Source organism: Pyramidobacter piscolens W5455, from assembly GCF_000177335.1.
GTDB lineage: Bacteria > Synergistota > Synergistia > Synergistales > Dethiosulfovibrionaceae > Pyramidobacter > Pyramidobacter piscolens.
In genome coordinates, this window is the sequence record NZ_ADFP01000039.1 from 14,121 (window position 1) to 37,214 (window position 23,094).

The window sequence follows — 23,094 nt, forward strand, 5'->3', positions numbered from 1 at the left end:
GAGGGAATAAAAAACGTAAAAGATAATGATTCCTGCTATTGACAAATGAAAAATCCGCCGCTATAATACGGTCAGATTCAAAAAAGAGACGCTTTCGTCTCCAACTCAAAAATCAAACGGAGGAATTTTTTCATGAACAAAAATCTCGTCAACAAGGTCAACGGTTACATCGCGAACATCGGCGTGTCGTTTGTCAAGATGCACAATCTGCATTGGAACGTCGTCGGTTCTCAGTTCAAGGCCGTCCACGAGTATCTCGAGTCCGTCTACGACGATTACGCCGACATTCTCGACGAAGCGGCGGAACTGCTGCGCATGAACGGCGAGCTGCCCGCGGCGAGCTTGAAGCAGTATCTCGAACTGGCCAGCGTCAAGGAAATCGAGTCCGGGGAGATCCCGATCGGCGACGCGCTCGGCATTCTCCTCGCCGACATGAAGCTCCTCAGGGACCAGGCCGCGGACATCCGCAAGGCGGCCGACGCGGAAGACGCTTTTGACGCCGCGAATATGATGGAAGACCACATCAAAGAGTTCAGCAAAAAGATCTGGTTCGTCGAGTCGATGACGAAGTAGCGGGAAACGGAGCGGCCGGATGCCCGGGGAGAAAAAAACGCGCCATTCGCAGCAGCGGGACATGATCTACGACTATCTGCGGTCCACCCACGAGCATCCTTCGGCGGAGACCATCTACACGGAGCTCAAGGCGAAAATGCCCAATCTCAGCCTCGGCACCGTCTACCGCAATCTCAAACTGCTCGAGGAAAGCGGGAAGATCCGCCGGATCTCCGCGCTGCAGAACGCCGAACGCTACGACTGCATCTGCTGCGATCACGCCCATTTCGTCTGCACCAAATGCGGCAAAGTCAGGGATCTCGAGCCGATCGACGCCCGCGAGGCCGCCGGCGCGTTCACACTGGAAGACGGCGACGTGCCCGAGAACGTCTCGTTGACGATCAGCGGCGTCTGCGCTGAATGCCGAAAAAACGCTTTGGATCAAAAAGGCAAGGGATGAAAGCCTCGGCCCTAAAACGCACGGGAAAAAAATCAGCCCGCAGCTCCTGAAGAGGACCTGCGGGCTGATTTTTTTCCGCGCCGCGACGTTTTATATCCAGCTAAAGATTCGATTCTCACGTATCTTTCACTATTGCATTACTATTTATCGTTATTTATTCATTCCTTTTTATTGACTTTTCTCCTGCTACCGCATATACTGCAGGTAAAGAACACTCAAGGAGATGATATTATGGTTTATACCGCCGACGTCCTGAACAGCCTTGTCCCGATCACGCAGTTCAACAGGGGGCAAGCGTCTCGCATCTTTGACAGGCTTCACACCGAAAATCGGCTGATTGTCTTGAAGAATAATCAGCCTGCCGCGGTCATTCTCTCCCCGGCGGAGTTCGGCCGCCTGAGCGAGATCGAGGAAGATTACGCTCTTTTGATGGAAGCTGCCGAGCGCCTGGCGGGCAACGCTTCCGTTCCGACTTCTTCCATGAGCGAAGTCATGTCCGAACTTGGCATCAGCGATGCCGACCTTGCGGAAGCGGGGGACGTTGCAATCGAATGAACTGGAATATCGAATTTCTGGAAGAAGCGAAAAGAGATCTGAAGAAACTGGATCACACCGTGCAGATACAGGTTTTAAAAGGGATCGATAAAGTCTCCCAAAATCCCCTCCCGATGCGGGACGGCGGATACGGTAAGCCTTTAGGGCACAAAGGCGGAAGCAATCTCACCAATCTTCTGAAGATCAAACTCCGCGACCTCGGTATCCGGGTCGTCTATAAGGTGGAATATACGGAAACGACGATGAAGATCATCGTGATCTCCGCACGCACAGACGGGCGGGCTTATCGGGAAGCAGCCGCCAGAAGAAACAAACATGATCTATGAGCAAAGACCGGCAAAAAACGCCGGTCTTTGTCATGTGGCGAAGCCTCTTGCAGATTTTCAGGAGCTATAGGCGGATCTTCATCCTCGCCGTACCGTCTTGTGACCGGCGCGGAGAATGCTGCGCCGCATCCAGTTCCCTTTCCAGTGGTAAAGCAGGAAAAAGGCCGACGTCAGCGCCCAGCTGACCGGATAACCGATGAAAACGGTGCGGACGCTGTGGTCGAACGGCACCACGCCCCAGATCCAGAGCAGGCGGAAACCGCAGATGCCCAGCGCCGTCATCGCCGTGGGAACAAATGAATCGCCGGTGCCGCGCATGCCGCTGGCCAGCGCGCCAATGGGCACGTAGGCGAAGTACCAGGGCGCGATGAGCCAGATGATCTCCATGCCGATGGAGATCACGGCGGGATCGTCGGTAAAGATCCCGTACAGCGGCGCGCCCCAGGTCACGAAAACCGCGCCGAAAAACAGCGAGAGCGCCGTCCCCAGTGCCGCACTCACGCCGATGCTGCGCAGGACGCGGTCATATTTGCGGGCGCCGAAATTCTGTCCGGAAAACGTCGACACGGCCACGCCGAGCGCGTTGATGATCAGCCAGTACATCCGGTCGACCTTGCCGCACACCGTCCAGGCCGCCACGGTGTCGACGCCGAAGCCGTTGACCGTCGACTGGATGACGATATTGGAGAGCGAATACATCGTCGACTGGAGCCCCGAAGGCAATCCGATGCGGACGACGCTGCCGAGGATCACCCGGTCGGGACGGAGGAGTCCGCGCAAACGAAGCCGGAAAGCCCCCGCTTCGCGCGCCAAAAAGATCCATACGCCCGCGGCGCTGGCCAGCTGCGACAGGACCGTGGCGTACGCCGCGCCCGCCACGCCCCAGCCCCAATGAACGACGAAGACGATATCGCCCGCGATGTTGACGATCGTGGCCAGCACGAGCAGGTAAAAGGGACGCTTGGAATCGCCTTTGGCGCGCAGCACGGCGGCTCCCATGTTGTAGACGAACATGAACAGGATCCCGCCGAAATAGATCCGCAGATAGCTCACGGCATGAGGCAGCACCTCCGGCGGCGTGTCCATCGCCGTCAGCGCCGGCTCCGCCAGGAAGGCGCCGACCAGCGACATCGCCGCGCCCGCCGCGATCGACAGCGCCATCGACGTATGCACGGCCCGTGAGGCGCGCTCGGCGTCGCCGGCGCCGAAAAACTGTGCGATCACCACCGTGGCCCCCGAACAGAGGCCGATGAAGAACCCCAGCAGCAGGTTGACCAGATAGCCCGAAGGGCCGCCCACGGCGGCCAGCGCCTCCTTGCCCAGGAAGCGGCCGACGATGATGGCGTCGACGGTGTTGTACAGCTGCTGAAAGAACGTTCCCAACAGGATCGGGAAGAAAAAGATCAGCAGCTGCTTCCAGATCACGCCCTCGATGATTTGTCTGTTTTCCCCGTCCATTTCGTCTCACCGCTCCGCTCATACGAGTTTTCGTTAAAAAGGGCACGGTTTCTCTGGCCTTTTCGGAGCGCCAACGGCGCGTCGGAAACTGCATGAAATCGCGTGCCGCATGTTCTTTGCGGCACGGCCGCGCGAAGCGCGGCATTTTAATCGAGAAACAGTATCAGCCGCGCGACGCGGGGGCGCATCCCCCGGCGTGCGCGATCGGCCCGTTTCCCCCCAGTCTGATCTTGTCCATGTCATGCCCCCTCTTCATGCCGAACGGACACGCGTGAGCTTACTATATCACGCCACGCTGCAAAATCAAAACATGTGTCGTGGTTTTCGCAAGGGAACGAAAATCCCTCCAAGCGGTTTCCGGCGCCGACATTTCCCGCCCCCGATTTTGGTCGAAAGGCGCGCGGAGGCCGAAGATTCGTCGTTTTTTCTGGTATAATAGATTGGTTCTGGTTTCATAAATCTGCCCGCGCGGCGTTGGAAGGAGGCGCGGCATGTTCATTCCCATCGAAGGCGAGGATTGTATTTTTCTCGAGAACGTGGTCGCGCTGGTCCACGACGAAGGGCGCACCACGGTTTATTACGGCGACGGGCATACCAGCGTGACGGGCTTCCGCCCGGTGACGTTGAAGCGGCGCTATCGGGAATTGATGAGGGGAGCTCGGCACGTGGCGCTTCCCCGTTCACAGGAGGTCAATGATTCATGAGCACTCAGTACACAGCCGAAGACATACAAATTCTGGAAGGGCTCGACCCCGTCCGCAAGCGGCCGGGCATGTACATCGGCGATACGACGACGAGAGGGCTCCACCACTGCGTGTACGAGGTGGTTGACAATTCGGTCGACGAGGCGCTGGGCGGCTTCTGCTCGGAAATCACGGTGACGCTGCACGCCGACCAGAGCGTCAGCGTCAGCGACAACGGCCGCGGCATTCCCGTGGATCCGCATCCCTCCAACGGGCGTCCCGCCCTCGAAGTGGTGCTGACGGTGCTGCACGCCGGCGGCAAGTTCGACAATCACAATTACAAGATCTCCGGCGGCCTGCACGGCGTCGGCGTTTCGGTCGTCAACGCGCTTTCCGAATGGCTGGAGGTCACGGTCTACCGCGACGGCAGGGAATGGCACGAACGTTTCGAGCGCGGCACGCCCGTTTCCGGCCTGACCGGCGGCACGCCGACGGCGAAGCGCGGCACGACGGTGACATTCAGGCCCGACGCGGAAATTTTCGACGAGGTCGCCTTTTCGGCCGAGACGTTGGGCAATCGCTTCCGCGAGATGGCCTTCCTGATCCCGGGACTCAAGTTTATCTTCGTCGACGAAGCCGAAGGCAAGACCTGGACATATCATTACGAAGGCGGCGTCTCGGAGTTCGTCGCCTACATCAACAAGGGCAAACAGACGCTGACGCCCAGACCGATCGTCATCCGCGGCGAAAAGGACGGCGTTGCGGTAGAGGCCGGTTTCCAGTACACCGACGAGTACATCGAAAGGCTTTACTCGTTCGCCAACTTGATCAACACCATCGAAGGCGGCACCCACGTGGCCGGCCTGCGTAGCGCTTTGACTCGCGGCATCAACGAAGGCGCCCGCCGCGCCGGCGTGCTCAAGGAAAAGGACGAGAACCTCTCCGGCGACGACCTGCGCGAAGGCTTGACCTGCGTGCTCTCCGTCAAGCTGGGCAATCCCCAGTTCGAAGGCCAGACCAAGACCAAGCTGGGCAACGGCAACGTCAAGGGCATCGTCGACTCGCTCCTTTACGACGGCATCCTGCAGGCGCTCGAAGAAGACCCGTCGGTGATCAAGCCGATCATCGAAAAGGCCATCAAGGCCCGCCAGGCCCGCGAAGCCGCCAAAAAAGCCCGCGAGCTCGTGCGCAAATCGGCGCTGAGCGGTCTTTCTCTGCCGGGCAAGCTGGCTGACTGCTCCAGCCGCACCGCCGAAAACTGCGAAGTCTACATCGTCGAGGGCGACTCGGCCGGCGGCAGCGCCAAACAGGGACGCGACCGCAAGTTCCAGGCCATTCTGCCCCTGCGCGGCAAGATTCTCAACGTCGAAAAGGCGCGCATGGACAAGATGCTCGGCAGCAAGGAAATCCGCGTCATCATCCAGGCGCTCGGCTGCGGCATCGGCGAAGATTTCGACATCGGCAAGCTGAGATACAACAAGATCATCATCATGACCGACGCCGACGTCGACGGCGCGCATATCAGCACGTTGCTGCTGACGTTTTTCTTCCGCCACATGCGCGAGCTGATCGAGAAAGGACACGTCTATCAAGCCGTGCCGCCGCTCTACCGCGTGCAGGTCGGCAAGAAAGTGGACTATCTTTACAGCGACAAGGAGCTGCGCAAATTCATGGACGGGCTCGCGGCCGACGGCAAAAAAGCCGCCGTGCAGCGCTACAAGGGCTTGGGCGAGATGAATCCCGGCCAGCTTTGGGAGACGACTATGGACCCGGCCACGCGCCTGCTCAAGCAGATCGAGCTGGACGACCTGGCCGGCGCCGACGAATATTTCGACATCCTCATGGGCGACCGCGTCGAACCCCGCCGCCAGTTTATCGAACAGCACGCCCACGAAGTGCACAATCTGGACGTGTGATTTATACTGGTTTTCGTTGAAAAAGGCAAAGGCGCTTCGCCCTTTTCAGAGCGCCGCGAGCGCGTCGAAAACGGCATGAAGCCGCACGCCGCATGTTTTTTGCGGCGCGGCCGCCAGCGCGGCATTTTCATACTATTTCTTAATCAAAAAGCCCAACACGAGGGCGTTGCGGGGAAGATTCACAAAGCGAGCTGCGCAGCGGTCGAGATAGTTCCGAGCGACTGAACTCCCTCGCAGCGCCCAGAAAAATATGCTAACACCTTCCATCAAGAATTAGTATCAATGACGTTTTTTCATTGAGAATCAGTATTGATTGCAGCACACGAAAAAGCTCCAGCCGAACGCTGCGGTTCGGCTGGAGCTTTTTTCATTTCTCCGATTCGATTCACGTTTTCTTTTTTGCGAAGCAGCCCCACATCAGCGCGCCGAACAGCACGCCGCCGACGACGTTGCCCAGCGTCACGGGCAGAAGGTTGCCGGCGAGGAAATTTTTCCACGTCAATCCGCTCAGGTCGAGGCCGGCATCCGCCGCCTTCTGCGCGTACAGCGGCACGCTCTTCGCGAACAGGGCGGCAGGCACATAGAACATGTTCGCCACGCTGTGTTCGAAGCCGCACATGACGAAAAACGCCACGGGAAAGTACGCGCCTGCGGCGCGCCCGCACAGGTCTTTGCCGGAAAGCGCCAACAGCACGGCCGCACAGACAAGGACATTGCACAGCACTCCCAACAGCACGGCCGGGACAAAAGCCAGCGCGCACTTCGCGGCCGCGAGCTTCATCGTGAACAGGGCCAGCCCGCCGTCGGAGTAGTGCAGCTGCCCTGCGTAAACGCACGCGGCGGCGGTCAGCGCCGCGCCGACAAAATTCCCGACGTAGGCGCAACTCCAGTTGCGCAGCATGCCGCCGACTGTCGCCGTGCCGTCGAGTACGGCGATGGAGATCAGGCAGTTGCCTGTGAACAACTCCGCGCCCAGCAGGATCACCATGATCAAACCCAAAGGGAAGACCAGTCCCGACAGCAGGCGGACCGACGCCGCGGCGCCGGCGTTGTGCGAAATCACGTTCGCCGCCGCCGCCGCTGTGGCGATGCAGAATCCCGCCAGCATGCCCAGCAGCAAGATCTTCCAGACGGGGAGACGAGTTTTCGCGGCTCCCGCCGCGGCGTAATTGGCGACGACTTCCGCCGGAGAAAACAGGTTCATCGTGCGGCCTCAGGCGTCGCCGTGCGATCTTTGAAGAGATGTCTCATATCACAGCACGCTCCGTTTCTTTTCTGAATACCCGGTGTCGATTAAAAATCTCTGTCGCGCTGCGGCAAGCCCTTCCGGACGGCGCGGTGAAAAGCCGGCCGCGGCTTTTGTGAACGTTTCTATTATCCTCGAGACCGTGACGGAATTTCCAGAGCTGTTTTGTGACATTTGGAGGAGTTGGGGACGGTTTTATGCTTCTTTTTCGAGGAACGAATGCCCCGGCCGCCGCGGTTTTCCTGCCCAGGAACCTTTCGCTGCGTGGGGAAAGCGCCTCCGTCATTCTCTGCAGGCCGCCGGAACCCACTCGCCGGAGAACACGGGGTGACTTTCGGCGATGGTTCGCACTTCGGCGGCGATCTCATTCAGCTTTTCGGGGGCGTCTCTGTTTTTCAGCGTTTGTCCGAGCAGACGGCCGATGCGGTACATTTCTTTTTCTTTTGCGCCGCGGGTGGTCATCATCGGGCTGCCGAGAACTCTTCAATCGTTTCGATGCCGCTGTTGTCGGCTGCGACGATCTGGGAAAAAAACTGCGGGAACAGGCTGGCGATAGAACCGAACGGATCGATCGCGCTGCCGGCAGACGGTCATTTAACTCTCGACGAAGCCGACGACTTCGCCGATGTAAATCGTGTGGGGCGCTTCTTCGGCGTAATAGGCTTTGGCCGCGTCGGCGGGGATGTTCGCCAGCTCCATGTCGTGACGGTAGATTTTTTTGCAGATCAGCGTCAGTTTGGCCTGAGCGAAGGTAACGCCGTGTTCGACCGCCCGCGGCGTCAGATGGGTCAGCGCCACCTTGTCGCCGTCGCGCCCCGATTTGGAGCCGAGGATCATCAGGTCGCGGCGGTATTCTTGGGGATAGAAGCCGACGGTGAAATACTCGTTTGCCTCCATAAAGCCGTGCGTGTAGCGCACGGGCTTGACGAAGACCGTGACGACGCTCTTGTTCCACAGCGTGCCCAGCTGCCCCCAGCCGATGGTCATGGCGTTGTAATCGCCGATCGATCCGGCCGTCAGCAGCGCCCAGTCCTTGTTGAAAAGTTCGAAAACGTTCGCGTTCAGTTCGTCGATGTCTTTCACGATCATGACCTCCCATAAATGACGCCGGGCACAGTCGCCCCGGCGCGGAATCCTTTTTTTGAGCGCGGCGCGGCGGAGTGATTGAATCGTGTTTTTGCAACGATTCACGCCATGCTTGGCGGAAAATGTTCCACGTGGAACTTTTTTCGAAGGCGTCTGTTTCGCGCCCCGCGCCGCTCTACGCCCCGCGGTCGACGACGCGGCGGATCAGACGCATGTCGAGATGCTCGCGCAGGGTTTGCGCCAGCGCGTCGTACTGCCGTTCCTTGTGAGCCTTCCAGTCGAACGGTCGCGCCTCAAGCGTCACGCCCTTGCGCTGCGCCAGCGCGCCGAGCACGGCGCGGCGGCAGGATTCGCTGTCGAAAAAACCGTGCAGGTAGCAGCCGTACACGTTGCCGCTCTGGCAGCCGTCGAGCGCGCCGTCTTCGATCCGGATCAGCGGCCCCGCGCCCTCGCCGCGGGTCGTCGCGCCGCAGTGGATCTCGTAGCCTTCCAGTTCGGCCCCGCTCAGCGCGGCGAAAACGCCCTTTACGTCGAGCGCCCGCGCCGTCGTGCGCGTGCGGCGTTTTTCGGGGCGAAAGCGCGTGACGACGGGCAGCAGCCCCATGCCGGCGATCGAACCGCCGCCTTCCACGCCCTCTTCGTCGACGATCTCGCGCCCCAGCATCTGGTAGCCGCCGCAGATGCCGATCACGGGAGTGCCGGAGGCGGCCAGCTTCTTCACGGCCGCTTCCAGCCCGCAGGCGCGCAGCCATTTCATGTCGCCGATGGTGTTCTTTGTGCCGGGGATAATGACGAGGTCGGGCGCGCCGAGGGCGCGAACGTTCTCCACGTAGCGCACGCCCACGCCGTCGGCCGCGTCAAGCGCCGAAAAGTCGGAAAAATTGGAGAGGCGCGGCAGGCGGATCACGGCGACGTCGAGCGGAGATACGGCGCGGCGCTGGCCGAGCCGGTCGCTGAGGCTGTCTTCGTCGTCGATGTCGAGCGGCGTCCACGGCACCACGCCCGCCACGGGCCGTCGCGTCAGCTCTTCCAACTGCTTCAGACCGGGCAGAAGCAGCTTCAGGTCGCCGCGGAACTTGTTGACGATCGTCGCCTTGACGAGCGCGAGTTCCTCCGGCTCCAGCAGCGCCAGCGTGCCCACGAGCTGGGCGAAGACGCCGCCGCGGTCGATGTCGCCCACCAGCAGTACGGGGATGCCGAGCCGCTTCGCCAGACCCATGTTGACGAAGTCGTCGGCTTTCAGGTTGATCTCCGCGGGGCTGCCGGCCCCCTCCACGACGATCAGATCGTACCCGGCGTCCAGCTTTCGGTAAGCGTCGAGCACGTCGGGCCAGAGCCTGTGCTTCATGGCGTAATAGCCTTCGGCCGTGTAGTTGCCGTAGACCTCGCCGTTGACGATCACCTGCGAGCCCTCGTCGCTGGTCGGTTTGAGCAGCACCGGATTCATCGCGTAACTGGGTTCGAGCCCGCAGGCCTCGGCCTGCACGGCCTGGGCGCGGCCGATCTCCAGCCCCTCGCGGGTGATGAACGAGTTAAGCGCCATATTCTGCGACTTGAACGGCGCGACGCGCAGCCCGTCCTGACGAAAAACGCGGCACAGCCCGGCGACGAGCAGACTCTTGCCCACGCCCGACATGGTCCCCTGAATCATAAACGACTTGGCCATTTGCGAAAATCCTTTCTATCGAAAACACACGCTGCGGACAAAATTTCCGGCAACTAACCGCCCTCGCATCCAGCCGTCGTTGAAATTATAGCAGATCGGCGCGGGCAGGGCGCCGCGGCTTTTCGAAACCCGACGCGCGGGGCGCGGCGGCACACCCCATGCGGCGGGAGTTCTCGTGAATCTCGCGTTTTTGCGCAAAGCGTCGAATGGCAAAAACGCGAGATTTCGTGAGCTTTCATGTTTGTGTACAGTACTCCTCTTTTTTTGCAAGCGCTTACTGCGGCTGTCTTCGTGCTTCTCAGACCGGCAAGGACCCAACGGCAAATTTGCTTTCCACCCCGTTTTTTGAGATTTAATCGTCCCTATCCTTTCCTATTCAAGGCTATCGCGTCCTATCGCATTTGGATCTGTTCGATTTTCATATATAATGTAACCATGCGCATGAGGAATTCCATGAGGAATTTCCACACTCCACTCGAGAAGGAAAAAGTGAATGTAGACAAAAATTTTGTCCCGCGTTCGTGTCTGAATTCGAAATGAGGTTGATTTATCATGACTCAGACTTCCACGCTGACCAGCATGAGTCAGGGCTCCATCGCCCGTTTGCTCTTCCGGTTTTCTGTTCCTGCCACGCTTGGCCTTGTGGCCAACGCTTTTTACAATATCGTCGACCGTCTCTTCATCGGCCGCTTCGCCGGCGCCGACGGTCTTGGCGCCGTCGGGCTGACGTTTCCGCTGACGGTTTTCGTGATCGCCGTCGGCTCGCTCGTCGGCGTCGGCGCGGCATCGCAGATGTCGCGTCTGCTGGGGGAGGGGCGGCGTCGGGATGCCGAAACGGTCCTCGGCAACGCCGCGGCGGTCACGGCGCTGTTCGCCGCGCTTTTCACGGCTGCGGGGCTGTTTTGGCTCGACGGGCTGGTGAAAGCTTTCGGCGCGTCGTCCCGTCTGGCGCCGCAGACTCGCATTTACACGGAAATTTTGTTCTGGGGGATGCCTTTCAATCTGCTGGGATTCTCGCTGAACTACCTGATCCGCGCCGAGGGGCATCCTCGTTACGCCATGTGGACGTTGTGCGTCGGCGCGGGCATGAACGTGTTCCTAGACTGGCTCTTCATTGCGCGCATGCGCATGGGCATTGCCGGAGCGGCGCTGGGAACGTCGCTGGCCCAGATCGCCTCGTTCGTCTGGGTGGCGCTGTTCTATCTCAGGGGCGCGGGATCGCTGCGAATCGGCGCCGCGTCGCTGAAACCCAATGGGGATATCGTCAGGGAAATGCTCCTTGTGGGCGCTTCTCCCTTTTTAATGGAGCTCTTTTACACCGTCAGCATGATGCTCTTCAACAACATCGTCAACGATCTCGGCGGCGATTTGGCCATTTCGGCCGTGGGCATTTTCTTTTGTTTGGACAACCTGATCTATCTGCCCGTGTTCGGCGTCGGCGAAGGGCTTCAGCCCATTGTCGGCTACAACTACGGCGCCCAGCGGTCGGACCGCGTCAAACGCACGATTTTATGCGCGCTCGCCGTCAGTTCCGTCTATTTCGCGATTTCGTTCATCGGCGCGGAGTCTCTCGCGCGCGCCATGGTCACGCTCTTCGCGGCCGACGACGAGGCCTTGATCCGTCTCACGGTGCGGGCCATGCGCATCGGCTATCTCGGCATGCCCTTTGCGGCGGCAGGCATCGTCGCTTCAAACGCGTTTCTCGCCGTGGGACGTTCGGGCGTGAGCCTGTTCCTCAATTTCTGCCGCCAAGGGTTCCTTTTCCTGCCGGCGCTGTTGGTTCTGCCGCAGCTGATGGGACTTGACGGCGCATGGAGCTGCTTCATCGTCGTCGACGCCGGCGGCGGACTGATCGGCGCCATTCTGCTGTGGTATTTCTGGGAGAGCTTCAACGGCGACGGCCGCGACCTTCTCGGCACCCAGCTCGAAATCGCGTTCAATAAGTAGCGCGCAGGGGCCCTGCGGCTCTCGCATGCGTCAAACGTTTCATACAAAAGGCGCGACGCCTGTCCGGGCGTCGCGCCTTTTGTGTCGTAAAAAACGCCGCCTCCCTCGACGGGAAGCGGCGGTCCTTTTGGATGGAGCGAAAGAACTATTTGCTCTCGGGCTCGATCGCCTTCCAGACGATCGCGGCGACGACCGCGCCGGCCAGAGGCGCGGCGATGAAGACCCAGAGGTCGGCCATGGCGGCTCCCTTGGCGAAGAAGGCGGGGCCGAAGCTGCGGGCGGGGTTGACGCTGGTGCCCGTGAAGTGGATGCCGAAAATGTGGATCAGGACGAGCGTCAGACCGATGGCGAGGCCGGCGAACTTATTGTGGCCGGACTTGGAGGTGACGCCGAGGATCGTCAGCACGAACGTGGCGGTGAGCACGGCCTCGACGGCGAAGCTTTTCACCACGTCGCCGCCATACAGCGCATTGGCGCCGAAGCTGCTGTCCCAACCGCAGAGGTAGCCGAGCAGGGCCGCGCCGGCCGTGGCGCCGGCGAACTGGGCGATCACGTAGCCGACAAAGTCGCCGAAGCTCATGCCGCCGGTCAGCAGCACGCCCAGCGAGACGGCGGGATTGACGTGGCAGCCGGAAACGTTGCCGATGGAATAGGCCATGGCGACGATCGCCAGGCCGAACGCCAGCGCCGTGCCCAGATAGGCGGCGTTGACCTGCGCGCCGTTGCAGCCCAGCACGACGGCCGTGCCGCAGCCGAAAAGCACGAGCACGAGCGTGCCGACAAATTCAGCGAGATACTTTTTCATTCTTGATAACGTCCTTTCAATTTAGAAGAAATTTACAGCGTCCGTATTATATCCGAGTTTACCGGTCTCGGCAAATCCGCATAAGTTTTTCTATTTATGTAATCGAGAAACCGAGAAACGCGAAGGATTTTTCAAAGCGCCGCGCGCTGCCCGGCCCGCCGCGGTGAAAATCGGAGAAGCCGCCAGCCCGGTCGCGCCGCGATACCGTTTTTTCATGATGAATTTCTCCTGAATAAACTTATCCGTCGTCAACAGCGAAGAAGCTGAACTTTTATTTGATGCCGTGAATGACACTCTGGTTCATTATATCTGTCAAGGACGAAATTAAATGAATAGCAGTTTCGTTTCTTGCTCCACTTTCCGTTCCGAAACTGTTAAAATAAAGACGCACGCAATTTCGATTCCCGAAGGAGGAATGCCGGATGACACTTTCCGAACTTTATGTGGGCTGCCGCACGTACCGCCGCTTCGAGCAGCGCCCGCTGCCGGACGGGCTGCTTCGCGCCGTGCTGGAGAACGCCCGCATCGCCAGCACGGGGGCCAACGCCCAGACGCTGCGCTTCATCGCGGTGCAGAGCTCCGCGCTGGTGGCTCAAATGCAGCCGCTCGTCAGATGGGCCGCCTATCTGCCCAAAGAGATCGGCACGCCGGCCGAGGGCGAACGTCCCGTAGCCTTTGTCGTCATCGTCAAAAAAGCCGGTTCGGGCGCGTTCGCCGACGTGGACGTGGGCATCGCCGCCAACACGATCGCCACGACGGCATGGGAGGCGGGCGTCGGCAGCTGCCTGATGGCCTCCGTCAACCGCGCCGAAATCGCCGCGCTGCTCGGCGTGCCCGCGGAAGACACGGTGTTTCTCGTCGTCGCGCTGGGCTATCCGGCGCACAAAAGCACGCTCGTGCCCGTCGGCGCCGACGGCAGCGTCAAATACTACGTAGACGAAAAACGCGACTACTTCGTGCCCAAGCGCGCCTTTGACGACGTGGCGAAGATCGTTTAAGGCCGGCGTGCCTGTCGCGGTCCGCGGCGGCGAATGTTTCCCGAAGAACGCGAAAAAACCTCGTAAACCCCTGCTTGGGGCTTTACGAGGCTCTTTTTTTTGCGCTCTTTCCTTCATCGCACCGGAATGACCCGGTTCATGGCAAGGCGGCTCATCTCGCGCCCCTGCGCGTCGAGTTCGACGTAATGGAGCGCGTCGTACTTGAAGCCCCACTCGTCGGCGTAGTAGCCGTCGGCGTGGCGGACGAGCAGGCGATCCTCCTCGCCGACGAACGTGCAGATGTTTCCGCCCCGGTCGCTCGTCACGGAGACGATGGGACGGGACAGACGGTTGAACTGGTCGAGCGTGAAGGACACGCCGTGTTCCGATATGATCACGATCATGAAAATCGCTCCTTTCGGCCGGCGGGATTCGTCAGGGAGCGTTCGCTCCGCCCCGCGCGGCTTCGACGGTATCGGCGCAGTCTTCCAAGACCTGGCGGTCGGCGGCGGAAGGACGCCCCTCGGCGACGCGGCGGAGGAATTCCGAGGCCAGGTCGTGCGGCAGGGACCAGAGGTCTTCCGGCATTTTCAGGCGCACCCCTTCCCGCTCGTTCCACAGCACGGTGACGTGCGAACCGTCGGGAAAAGTTTTGCAGAAAGCCATATCGTTGCTCACGGGACATCGCTCCTTCGAGGTGACGGGCAGGGCGGCGGGACGATCGCAAGGGGACGGCCGCCGCGCCGGCGGACGGGATCCTTTTGTCTGCGCAAAGAAAGTTATTTTCCATTTTCATTATAGGGACGCCGTCTTATAATTGTCAATCATTTACGGTGAAACGGAGTGTTTTTATGAACGATAAGGCGGTCGTCTGCCGCGCTTTGCGAGCGGCTTTCCCCTTTACGATCCCGATTTTTGCGGGATTCTGGTTCCTCGGCCTGACCTACGGCGTTTACATGAACGTGTCGGGATTCAGCTTTTGGTATCCGCTGCTGATGGCGATGACGATCTTCGGCGGCTCGCTGGAATTCGTCGCCGTCTCCATGCTGACGGCGCCTTTCGCGCCGCTGCAGGCGCTGGCGATGGCGCTGGTCATCCAGGCGCGGCATCTTTTCTACGGCCTGGCCATGCTGGAAAAGTTCAAAGAGCTGGGCTGGAAGAAGCCGCTGCTGATCTTCCTCATGTGCGACGAATCCTTTTCCATCAACTGCGCCGCTGCGGTTCCGGCGGGCGTCGACCGCGGCTGGTTCATGCTCTTTGTGTCGCTGCTGAATTACGCCTACTGGGTGAGCGGCTCGGCGCTCGGCGGCGCGCTCGGCTCGTTGGTGCGCTTCAATACCGAAGGGCTGGAATTCGTGATGACGGCCATGTTTGTCGTCATCTTCACGGAACAATGGCTCAAGGAAAAAAGCCGCCTGACGGCGCTGATCGGCTTGGCCTCGTCGGCCCTGTGCCTGTTCTGTTTCGGCCCGGATTCCTTCATGATCCCGTCGATGCTCGTCATTTTTGCCCTGCTGGCGCTCTGGCGTCGTCCCATCATTCACCGGGGAGGCTATGAAGAATGACTCTGTCGCAGCAAATCATTACCGTCGCGATGTGCGCGCTCGGCACGATGGCCACGCGCTTTTTGCCTTTCGCGATCTTCTCCGCGTCGCGCCCAACGCCGCCGTTTGTGCGTTATCTGGGCAAAGCGCTGCCCGGCGCCGTGTTCGGTCTGCTCGTGGTCTACTGCCTGAAAAACGTCAGCCTTCTCGGCGGCTCTCACGGCCTGCCGGAGCTGATCTCGATCGCCGTCACCGTGCGTCTGCACGTGTGGAAGCGGCAGATGCTCCTTTCCATCGCCGCCGGCACGATCTGCTACATGCTGCTCGTGCAGCTGGCGTTCTAGCGGGGCGAAAGCGGAGCCGGAACTGGGATTTTTTTACTATCATTGCCGAGCTGCGACACAATATCCCTGAAATATATCCTGTTTTATGCTAAAATGTTCTGGTAAGATTTTCTGCGCGGCGGAGCGCGGTTTTCCGAGGGAAGCCGCGTCGAATTTTTTTCGCGAACAGCGTGAAGCGGTCAGGGGGAAGACATCATGGGCGGTTTTTTTGCGGCGGCGCTGAGGGAAGACTGCGTTTTCGATCTGTTTTTCGGCACGGACTACCATTCCCATCTGGGAACGCGGCGCGCCGGTCTGGCGGTTTACGGCAAAAAGGGGTTCGACCGCGCCATCCACAACATCGAAAACTCTCCCTTCCGCACCAAGTTCGAGAAAGAGGCCAACGCCATGCAGGGCACCATGGGCATCGGCTGCATCTCCGACTACGATCCCCAGCCGCTGGTGGTGCGTTCGCATCACGGCACCTATGCGCTCACGACCGTCGGCAAGGTCAACAACAAAGACCGTCTGCTCGACGTGATCATGAAGAACACCGGCATCCACTTCTTCGAAATGGCCTCCGGCGACATCAACTCCACCGAGCTCGTCGCCACCCTCATCAACCAGAAGGACAGCCTCGTCGAGGGCATTCAGTACGCGCAGGAGATGATCGACGGCTCCATGACTCTGCTGGTGCTGAGCGCCGACGGCATTTACTGCGCCCGCGACCGCTTCGGCCGCACGCCTCTGACCATCGGCCTGAAGGACGAGGGCTTCTGCGCCTCCTTCGAGCCCTTTGCCTACCTCAACCTCGGCTATCGCGACTACAAGGAGCTCGGCCCCGGCGAGATCGACCTGATGACCCCCGAAGGCGTGACCACCCTCGTGCCGCCGGGAGAAAAAATGAGCATCTGCACCTTCCTGTGGGTCTATTACGGCTATCCGTCCTCGCACTACGAAGGCGTCTCCGTCGAGCAGATGCGCTACAACTGCGGCCGTATGCTGGCTCGGCGCGACGGCATGAGCCGCGAGCGGATCGACACGGTGGCCGGCGTGCCCGACTCCGGCATCGCCCACGCCATCGGTTACGCCAACGAATCCGGCGTGCCCTTTTCGCGCCCGCTGATCAAGTACACGCCGACCTGGCCGCGCAGCTTCATCCCCACCATCCAGTCCAAGCGCGACATGATCGCCAAGATGAAGCTGATCCCCGTTCGCGAACTGATCGAAAGACAGCGCCTGCTCCTGATCGACGACTCCATCGTGCGCGGCACGCAGCTGCGCAAGACCACCGAGTTCCTGTTCCGCACCGGCGCGCGCGAAGTCCACGCCCGCCCCGCCTGCCCGCCGATCATGTTCGGCTGCAAGTACATCAACTTCTCGCGCTCCAACTCCGACATGGAGCTGATCGCCCGCCGCATCGTCAGCAAACTCGAAGGGCACGAACCCGAGCGCGCCGTCCTCGACGAGTACTGCGATCCCGAGTCGGAGCGCTACGCCGCCATGCTGGAAGGCATCCGCCGCCAGATGGGATTTTCCTCGCTCAAGTTCAACCGCCTCGACGACATGCTCGCCGCCGTCGGCGTCGAACCCTGCAAGCTCTGCACGTACTGCTGGAACGGCAGGGAATAGACCGTCACTCCGCCGTGAACAACAGAGCCGTCCTTCCGTCCGCACCGCGTGGACGGAAGGACGGCTCTGTTGTATGAACCGCAAAAGCGCGCGGGAACGTTACAGTTCGAGGCTGTTTCCCTTCGTCAGAAAATCGAAAACGTTCATCGTCGTGATGCCGTTTGCGTCTCTCATCACGTTGACGACGTCCTTGACGACGATGATCTTTTTGAAAGAATCGCCGAGACAGTTCAGCGGCGCTTTTTCTTGCGCGGTTTTTTCGACGCCGGCCAGACTGAACGCCGACTGAACGTAATAACGCCGACTCCCCAAATTGGCGACGAAATCGATTTCCAGCTGGCGGGCCAGCTGCTTCCCTCCGGCGTCGCGCTCCCTCTTCCGAACCATTCCCACGTCGACGGCGAAGCCCCGGCTTCTCAGTTCGTTATAGATTACGTTTTCCATAATGTGGTTTTCTTCCGTCTGCCGGAAGCCCAGCCGGGCGTTGCGCAGCCCTACGTCCTCGAAATAATACTTCAGCGGCGAGCCGACGTATTTCCGTCCCTTCACGTCGTAGCGCTGCGCCGCGCTGATCACGAACGCGTCTTCCAAATATTCGACGTACCGCCGGACCGTGTTCAGACTGATCTGCGAATGCAGCCCGCTTCGAAACGTCGCCAGGATTTTGCTCGGATTGGTCAGAGAGCCGACCGAGGACGCCAGAATATTGACGACGTCTTCCAACTCCTGCGTTTTTTCGATGCGGTTGCGCTCAATGATGTCTTTCAAATACGTTTCCGCAAAAAGGTCCGTCAGATACTTGACCTTCTGTGCTTCCGTCCTCATCGAAGCGACCAGAGGCAGCCCGCCGTAAACGACGTAGTCCGCCCAGCCCCGGTAAATATCCCCCTCGTATGATTCCATAAACTCTTTGAACGTCAGCGGATAAACGTGAATTTCGTACCCTCTGCCCCTGAATTCCGTAATTACGTCCTTCGACAAAAATTTTGAATTGCTCCCCGTCACGTAAATGTCGACGTTTTTGACATGAAGCAGCGAATTGAGCGCCTCTTCGAACCCGTCGAGCATCTGCACCTCGTCGAGAAGGATATAATAATTCGCGCTGTCCTCGATCCGCGACTCGATATAATCCAAGATCGCGCCGGGATTCCGATATTGCCTGTTTTCCCAGACATCCAGCTCAATCGGGACGATATGTGATTCCGGCACGCCCGACTGCCGCAGATACCGCGTGAAAAGATTGAACAGCAGGTACGACTTGCCGCTCCGCCGCATCCCCGTGATCACCTTGATCAACCCGTTGTGCATGCAATCGATCAACATTTTTAGGTACTGTTCTCGTTTAAATTCCATGGCTGCGACCTCGTTGATAATTTTGCGCACAAGTGCGTTTATTCTTCAATATTATAGCCTCAAAAAACATCCGCCGCCAGATGGGATTTTCCTCACTCAAGTTCAACCGCCTCGACGACATGCTCGCCGCCGTCGGCGTCGAACCCTGCAAGCTCTGCACGTACTGCTGGAACGGCAGGAAATGAACGCGCGCTCCGCACGGCGAAATTCTTTCGCGAAAAAGAGCCTGCCTCTCGACTCGTGCCCAACGAGACGAGAGACAGGCTCTTTTTTCAAAGGCGCCGTGCGATCGAAAAACGGCGTTACGAACCGCTTTCGGCGCTGATGGCGACCTTTTCTTTCTCTTCCGCGCGGCGGCGCTGCCATAAACCGTCCGCCACGGGCGCCCAGAGGCGGGCGTATTCGTCGCACTTGGCGCACAGGTGTTCCGCCGATTCGGGCGACTGCAGATCCGTGGAGCGGGCTCCCGTTGCCGAGACCATGGCGCGGAGTTTCTGCGGATTTTCCAGCATCGGGCAGGGCAGCAGCATGTTCTCGTTGAACGGCTGCCCCTTGTGGTAGGCCATCAGCAGCGGCGATTGCAGCGCTTCCAGCAGCGTCTTCTCGCGGATGTTGGAGTCGGAATAATGAACGAACACGCAGGGGTCGATGTCGCCGTTGGCGTTGATGTGCAGGTAGCGGCGTCCGCCGGCGATGCAGCCGCCCGCGTACTCGGCGTCGTTCTGGAAATCGATCGAGAACAGCGGCTTGGTGCGGCGGTAGCGGCGGATGCGCTCGTAGATCCCCCGGCGCTGCGCGGCCGTTGGCAGCAGCTCCGGCACGGCGTCGTTGCCGACGGGCATGTAGTGGAAGAACCAGACAAAATACGCGCCCATGGCGATCAGGCTGTCATAGAACGCCTCCGAGGTGACCGATTCGTAGTTGGCGCGCGTGTAACAGGTGGAGATCCCGTAGAACAGCTTCTTGCGGCGCAGAAGATCGACCGCCCGCATCACCTTTTGGTAGACGCCGCGGCCGCGCCGGCCGTCGGTCGCTTCTTCGCCGCCTTCCAGGGAGATGGCGGGGACGAAATTCTTCACGCGCCGCATCTCGTCGGCGAAAGCCTCGTCGATCAGCGTGGCGTTGGTGAAGCAGAGGAACACGCAGTCCGGGTGCCGCTCGCAGATGCGGATAAGGTCGTCTTTGCGCATCAGCGGCTCGCCGCCCGTGTAGATATACATGGAAACGCCCAGTTCCTTGCCCTGCCGGATGATGTCGTCGATCTCGTCGAGGCTCAAGTTCAGCCTGTTGCCGTATTCCGCCGCCCAACAGCCCGTACAGTGGAGGTTGCAGGCCGACGTCGGATCCATCAGGATCGCCCAGGGAACATTGCAGCCGTACTTTTGGCGGCACCGTTCCTGAACAGGCCATCCGCTCAGATTGGCGTTGACGAAGAAATTCACCGCCAGAGTCTTCAGAACGTCAGCATCCACGTCCGTCAGGAGCCGGCGGACGAGCGGATAATAAGGATCCCGCGGATTGGTGATCGCCTCTCTGACCGCCCGGCGCTGCGGCGCAAACTCGCCGCGGTCGAACCGGTCGGCCCAGTCGATCAGCTTTCTGAGATTCTTCTCGGGTTCCCTGAACACGTACGTGAGAGCCTGTTCGATGCCCAACTTCTTGATTGTCGTCGAAAAATCCATGAAAAACGCCCCTTTCGTTCCTTTTCGAAATGCCATGAATCTTACGGGAATGCGCCGCGCCTTGGGGGAAAAACAAAAGCACCCGCTCCGCAAAGTGTGACGAACTTCGCCGGTGCGGATGCTCTTGATCGTGCAGACAAAACTGCAAAACTGTTTTCCGGAGAGGCCTCGACTGGCTCCCTCAAGCGCCCCCTTCGGGCCGACGCTTTCACCCTGCCCGAGCAGGAGCGTTTGAGCGTTCCCAAACACGCAGTGTCATTTTCTATAAGGTAATTATATCATAGAGACGTATATTTGTGGCTGGAAAACGGCGAGCCGAACAATAAAAATACAAAATCATGGCCTATCATGCTAATTTGCGATAAAAAGTATTAACATGTTTTTCCGGGCGCTGCGGAGGAATTCAGTCGCTCGGGACCACATCGACTGCTGCGCAGCTCGCTTTGTGAATCTCCCTCGCAGCGCCCTCGCGTTCGGCTTTTTGATCGAGCAGTATAAAGACGGCGAAGAAAGCATGGGGTTCCCGATTGTGCATCGGGAGCCCCATGCTTTCTTCGCCGTCTTTTCGGGGAAAATGCGCCGTTACCTTTTGCCTTCCTTCTCAGGTTCGTCCTTCATGGACTCGTCGGAAACGTCCAGATCGATCACTTCTTCGTCGATGTCCACGCCGTGGCCGCTGCCCACGGAATCTTCGTCGTCGCTTTTTTCCGGCGCCGTGTAGAAGCCAAGGCCCTCGGCGGCCTGGTCGAGCACGGTCTTGCGGATCTCGGCCAGCATCTCGGGACTCTTGTCGAGGAACTCGGCCAGGCGGTCCTTGCCCTGGGCGAGCGTCTCGCCCTTGTAGGTGAGCCACGAGCCCTTGCGCTTGACCACGTTGGCGTCGATGGCCATGTCGACGATGGACATGGTCAGGGGGATGCCCTTGCCGTAGATCAACGAGCAGTGGGCGCTGCGGAACGGCGGCGCCTGCTTGTTCTTGACCACCTTGATGTAGAGCTCGTGGCCGATCACGTCGTCGCCCTTGGAGATCTGCTTGCCGCGGCGCACTTCGATGCGCACGGAAGTGTAGAACTTGAGGGCGCGGCCGCCCGTCGTCGTCTCCGTGGGCCCTTTGGAGTAGCCCGTGGGGATCGTGGCGCGCAGCTGGTTGATGAACACGACCACGCAGTTGCTGCGGGCGATCGAAGCGGTGAGGCGACGCAGTCCGTAGGACATCAGGCGCGCCTGCAGGCCCACCTGGCTCTCGCCGATCGTGCCGTCGATCTCCGCCTGCGGCGTCAGCGCCGCCACCGAGTCGACGACGACGATGTCCACGGCGCCGCTGCGCACCAGCGTCTCGAGGATGAAAAGCGCCTGTTCGCCGCTGTCCGGCTGCGACAGGTAGAGCGATTCGATCTGCACGCCCAGTGCCGCCGCGAGACGCGGATCGAGAGCGTGTTCGGCGTCGATGAAGGCCGCCACGCCGCCGGCCTTCTGCGCTTCGGCGATGGCGTGCAGCGCCAGCGTGGTCTTGCCGCTGCCCTCCGGTCCGAAGACCTCGACGATGCGGCCGCGGGGAAGACCGCCGATGCCGAGCGCTACGTCCAGCGGCAGGATGCCCGTGGGGATCACTTCCACGTTTGCCGTGTTGCGCTCGCCGAGGCGCATGATCGAACCGTCGCCGAACTTGCTGCGGATGTCGTCGAGCGCCTGCTCGAGAATGTCCTCGCGCGTCAGTTTTTTGCCCTTTTTTGCTTCAGCCAAGGGAAATTCCTCCAGTCTCTGTGATTTTATCGAAATCTACGCTCCGTCCGCCGCCGTTCCCAAGCGGCAGACGGTCAACGGTTCGTAGCGCGGCCCCGCGGGCGTCAGGCGGCTGCGCATGAAGATCGTGCGATCGGCCGTCCAGCCGCGCCCGGCAAGCTTCCATGGACGCAGAGCGTCCAGCGCCGCCGGGTCGAACCCGCGCGAGGCGTCCATACGGGCCAGCGTCAGGTGAGGGGAAAACTTTCTGCCATCGGGCGGCAGCCCGGCATCGCGGCAGGCGCCTTCGATCAGGGCGTTCAGCCGTTCGAGCGCCGCCGTGTCGCCGCCCAGCCCGGCCCAAAGCACGCGCGGCGGCCGGCCGAACGTGCCCGTTTCCCGCAAAGTCAGCCTCAGCGGCGCGGCGCACCGCTCCGCCAGAAGATTTTTCGCCCTGTCGCCAAGGGGCTGCGCCGCGGCTTGCGGAATCTCGCCGCAGAAGCGCAGCGTCACGTGCAGATCGGCCTCCGCCACCCAGCGGACGCCCGAAATCGCGGCGCGGTTTGCGGCGATCCAGGCGGCGATCTCCTTTTTCAGTTCGGGCGCGAGCGGCAGACAAAAGAAACAGCGCACGCGCCCCATCACTCCGTCTCCGCCAGCGCCTCGATCAGCATCGACAGAGCGTGCGCTGTCGTCTGCGCGCGCACCGCGGCGCGGCCGCCGGCGAAACGACGCGCATGGGCCTCCGTCCCGCCCGGACCGCACAAAGCGAACCACACCGTGCCGACGGGTTTTTCCGCGCTGCCGCCGTCGGGCCCGGCCACGCCGGTCACGGACACGGCCCAATCGGCGCCGAGCGCTGTGGCCGCGCCCTGCGCCATGAAACGGGCGCACTCGCCGCTCACCGCGCCGACCGTGCCGAGGATTTCTTCCGGCACGCCCAGCAGTTTCGCTTTGACCGAGTTGGCATAGCTGACGACGCCGCCGAGAAAGTACTCGCTGCTGCCCGGCACCGCCGTGATCGCCGCGGCAATCAGGCCGCCCGTGCAGGATTCCGCCGTGCCAACGGTGGCGCGTCGCGCCAGCGCCAGTTCCTTCAATTTCAGCGCCACCGCCGCGATATTTTCTTCCTGCGTCATGACCAGCCTCCTTCAAAAAATC

25 protein-coding genes are annotated in these 23,094 nt (G+C 60.4%); 11 read left to right on the forward strand and 14 right to left on the reverse strand.

Going from position 1 to position 23,094, the window contains the following annotated elements; genetic code table 11:
* Window positions 1-132: 132 nt before the first annotated feature.
* From HMPREF7215_RS02620 to HMPREF7215_RS02635, 4 genes are all read left to right on the forward strand, one after another.
* Entirely contained in the window at window positions 133-573 is a 441-nt protein-coding gene (locus tag HMPREF7215_RS02620) for a Dps family protein (protein ID WP_009164068.1), read from the forward strand.
* A gap of 19 nt (window positions 574-592) precedes the next feature.
* Complete coding sequence (locus HMPREF7215_RS02625) at window positions 593-1,012, forward strand: Fur family transcriptional regulator (protein ID WP_009164069.1); 420 nt, start codon at window positions 593-595, stop codon at window positions 1,010-1,012.
* 231 nt (window positions 1,013-1,243) lie between these two features.
* Complete coding sequence (locus HMPREF7215_RS02630; protein WP_009164070.1) at window positions 1,244-1,567, forward strand: type II toxin-antitoxin system Phd/YefM family antitoxin; 324 nt, start codon at window positions 1,244-1,246, stop codon at window positions 1,565-1,567.
* Window positions 1,564-1,893, forward strand: coding sequence for a type II toxin-antitoxin system RelE family toxin (locus HMPREF7215_RS02635; RefSeq protein ID WP_009164071.1), 330 nt, complete (start codon window positions 1,564-1,566; stop codon window positions 1,891-1,893). Before HMPREF7215_RS02630 ends, HMPREF7215_RS02635 begins: the two co-directional genes overlap by 4 nt.
* A gap of 78 nt (window positions 1,894-1,971) precedes the next feature.
* Here HMPREF7215_RS02635 and HMPREF7215_RS02640 read toward each other — a convergent pair whose 3' ends face one another.
* Window positions 1,972-3,351, reverse strand: a complete 1,380-nt coding sequence (locus HMPREF7215_RS02640) for an MATE family efflux transporter (RefSeq protein WP_009164072.1) — start codon at window positions 3,349-3,351, stop codon at window positions 1,972-1,974.
* Between the two features lie 491 nt (window positions 3,352-3,842).
* Between HMPREF7215_RS02640 and HMPREF7215_RS02645 the strand changes: the two genes are divergently transcribed.
* Window positions 3,843-4,055 (forward strand): hypothetical protein, encoded by a 213-nt coding sequence (locus tag HMPREF7215_RS02645; RefSeq protein ID WP_009164074.1) that lies wholly within the window; start codon window positions 3,843-3,845, stop codon window positions 4,053-4,055.
* Window positions 4,052-5,950 carry a DNA topoisomerase (ATP-hydrolyzing) subunit B gene (gene gyrB, locus HMPREF7215_RS02650; RefSeq protein ID WP_009164075.1) on the forward strand — a complete coding sequence of 633 codons (1,899 nt, stop codon included), beginning with the start codon at window positions 4,052-4,054 and terminating at the stop codon, window positions 5,948-5,950. The genes HMPREF7215_RS02645 and gyrB overlap by 4 nt, the downstream gene beginning before the upstream one ends.
* A gap of 385 nt (window positions 5,951-6,335) precedes the next feature.
* On the opposite strand, the gene HMPREF7215_RS02655 is transcribed toward gyrB, so the two are convergent.
* The 4 genes from HMPREF7215_RS02655 to HMPREF7215_RS02670 all read right to left on the reverse strand — a co-directional run bounded on the left by HMPREF7215_RS02655 (window position 6,336) and on the right by HMPREF7215_RS02670 (window position 9,948).
* Window positions 6,336-7,154 (reverse strand): formate/nitrite transporter family protein, encoded by an 819-nt coding sequence (locus HMPREF7215_RS02655; protein WP_009164077.1) that lies wholly within the window; start codon window positions 7,152-7,154, stop codon window positions 6,336-6,338.
* 324 nt (window positions 7,155-7,478) lie between these two features.
* Entirely contained in the window at window positions 7,479-7,661 is a 183-nt protein-coding gene (locus HMPREF7215_RS02660) for a serine hydroxymethyltransferase (serine methylase)(shmt) (protein ID WP_009164078.1), read from the reverse strand.
* A gap of 129 nt (window positions 7,662-7,790) precedes the next feature.
* Window positions 7,791-8,285 (reverse strand): flavin reductase, encoded by a 495-nt coding sequence (locus HMPREF7215_RS02665; RefSeq protein WP_009164079.1) that lies wholly within the window; start codon window positions 8,283-8,285, stop codon window positions 7,791-7,793.
* A gap of 172 nt (window positions 8,286-8,457) precedes the next feature.
* A complete protein-coding gene (locus HMPREF7215_RS02670) occupies window positions 8,458-9,948 on the reverse strand; it encodes a cobyric acid synthase (protein ID WP_009164080.1) in 1,491 nt (496 codons plus the stop codon).
* A 552-nt stretch (window positions 9,949-10,500) separates the two neighbouring features.
* Here HMPREF7215_RS02670 and HMPREF7215_RS02675 point away from each other — a divergent pair.
* Entirely contained in the window at window positions 10,501-11,895 is a 1,395-nt protein-coding gene (locus HMPREF7215_RS02675; protein ID WP_009164081.1) for an MATE family efflux transporter, read from the forward strand.
* Window positions 11,896-12,040: 145 nt separating this feature from the next.
* Here the strand turns inward: HMPREF7215_RS02675 and HMPREF7215_RS02680 are convergent, their stop codons facing one another.
* Both HMPREF7215_RS02680 and HMPREF7215_RS13890 read right to left on the reverse strand, forming a co-directional pair.
* Window positions 12,041-12,700 carry an MIP/aquaporin family protein gene (locus HMPREF7215_RS02680; RefSeq protein WP_009164082.1) on the reverse strand — a complete coding sequence of 220 codons (660 nt, stop codon included), beginning with the start codon at window positions 12,698-12,700 and terminating at the stop codon, window positions 12,041-12,043.
* A gap of 90 nt (window positions 12,701-12,790) precedes the next feature.
* A complete protein-coding gene (locus HMPREF7215_RS13890) occupies window positions 12,791-12,916 on the reverse strand; it encodes a hypothetical protein (RefSeq protein ID WP_269621657.1) in 126 nt (41 codons plus the stop codon).
* 206 nt (window positions 12,917-13,122) lie between these two features.
* Between HMPREF7215_RS13890 and HMPREF7215_RS02685 the strand changes: the two genes are divergently transcribed.
* Window positions 13,123-13,698 carry a nitroreductase family protein gene (locus HMPREF7215_RS02685; protein ID WP_009164084.1) on the forward strand — a complete coding sequence of 192 codons (576 nt, stop codon included), beginning with the start codon at window positions 13,123-13,125 and terminating at the stop codon, window positions 13,696-13,698.
* Between the two features lie 113 nt (window positions 13,699-13,811).
* On the opposite strand, the gene HMPREF7215_RS02690 is transcribed toward HMPREF7215_RS02685, so the two are convergent.
* Window positions 13,812-14,081: a hypothetical protein gene (locus HMPREF7215_RS02690; protein WP_009164086.1), complete on the reverse strand. Its 270-nt coding sequence runs from the start codon at window positions 14,079-14,081 to the stop codon at window positions 13,812-13,814.
* Window positions 14,082-14,112: 31 nt separating this feature from the next.
* Entirely contained in the window at window positions 14,113-14,355 is a 243-nt protein-coding gene (locus tag HMPREF7215_RS02695) for a hypothetical protein (RefSeq protein ID WP_009164087.1), read from the reverse strand.
* A 173-nt stretch (window positions 14,356-14,528) separates the two neighbouring features.
* Between HMPREF7215_RS02695 and HMPREF7215_RS02700 the strand changes: the two genes are divergently transcribed.
* From HMPREF7215_RS02700 to HMPREF7215_RS02710, 3 genes are all read left to right on the forward strand, one after another.
* The gene (locus tag HMPREF7215_RS02700; RefSeq protein WP_009164089.1) at window positions 14,529-15,242 is read left to right on the forward strand and encodes an AzlC family ABC transporter permease; all 714 of its coding nucleotides are present in this window, start codon (window positions 14,529-14,531) and stop codon (window positions 15,240-15,242) included.
* Window positions 15,239-15,565: a branched-chain amino acid transporter permease gene (locus tag HMPREF7215_RS02705; RefSeq protein ID WP_009164090.1), complete on the forward strand. Its 327-nt coding sequence runs from the start codon at window positions 15,239-15,241 to the stop codon at window positions 15,563-15,565. Before HMPREF7215_RS02700 ends, HMPREF7215_RS02705 begins: the two co-directional genes overlap by 4 nt.
* 195 nt (window positions 15,566-15,760) lie before the next feature.
* Window positions 15,761-17,176 carry an amidophosphoribosyltransferase gene (locus tag HMPREF7215_RS02710; RefSeq protein ID WP_009164091.1) on the forward strand — a complete coding sequence of 472 codons (1,416 nt, stop codon included), beginning with the start codon at window positions 15,761-15,763 and terminating at the stop codon, window positions 17,174-17,176.
* A gap of 99 nt (window positions 17,177-17,275) precedes the next feature.
* Here HMPREF7215_RS02710 and HMPREF7215_RS02715 read toward each other — a convergent pair whose 3' ends face one another.
* The 5 genes from HMPREF7215_RS02715 to HMPREF7215_RS02735 all read right to left on the reverse strand — a co-directional run bounded on the left by HMPREF7215_RS02715 (window position 17,276) and on the right by HMPREF7215_RS02735 (window position 23,072).
* Complete coding sequence (locus HMPREF7215_RS02715) at window positions 17,276-18,529, reverse strand: ATP-binding protein (protein ID WP_009164092.1); 1,254 nt, start codon at window positions 18,527-18,529, stop codon at window positions 17,276-17,278.
* 302 nt (window positions 18,530-18,831) lie between these two features.
* Complete coding sequence (locus HMPREF7215_RS02720) at window positions 18,832-20,211, reverse strand: radical SAM protein (protein ID WP_040550248.1); 1,380 nt, start codon at window positions 20,209-20,211, stop codon at window positions 18,832-18,834.
* A 582-nt stretch (window positions 20,212-20,793) separates the two neighbouring features.
* Window positions 20,794-21,954 (reverse strand): recombinase RecA, encoded by a 1,161-nt coding sequence (gene recA, locus HMPREF7215_RS02725; RefSeq protein ID WP_009164095.1) that lies wholly within the window; start codon window positions 21,952-21,954, stop codon window positions 20,794-20,796.
* Window positions 21,955-21,990: 36 nt separating this feature from the next.
* Window positions 21,991-22,575 carry an RNA 2',3'-cyclic phosphodiesterase gene (gene thpR, locus HMPREF7215_RS12295; RefSeq protein ID WP_009164096.1) on the reverse strand — a complete coding sequence of 195 codons (585 nt, stop codon included), beginning with the start codon at window positions 22,573-22,575 and terminating at the stop codon, window positions 21,991-21,993.
* Window positions 22,575-23,072 carry a CinA family protein gene (locus HMPREF7215_RS02735; protein WP_009164097.1) on the reverse strand — a complete coding sequence of 166 codons (498 nt, stop codon included), beginning with the start codon at window positions 23,070-23,072 and terminating at the stop codon, window positions 22,575-22,577. The genes thpR and HMPREF7215_RS02735 overlap by 1 nt, the downstream gene beginning before the upstream one ends.
* Window positions 23,073-23,094: the final 22 nt, after the last annotated feature.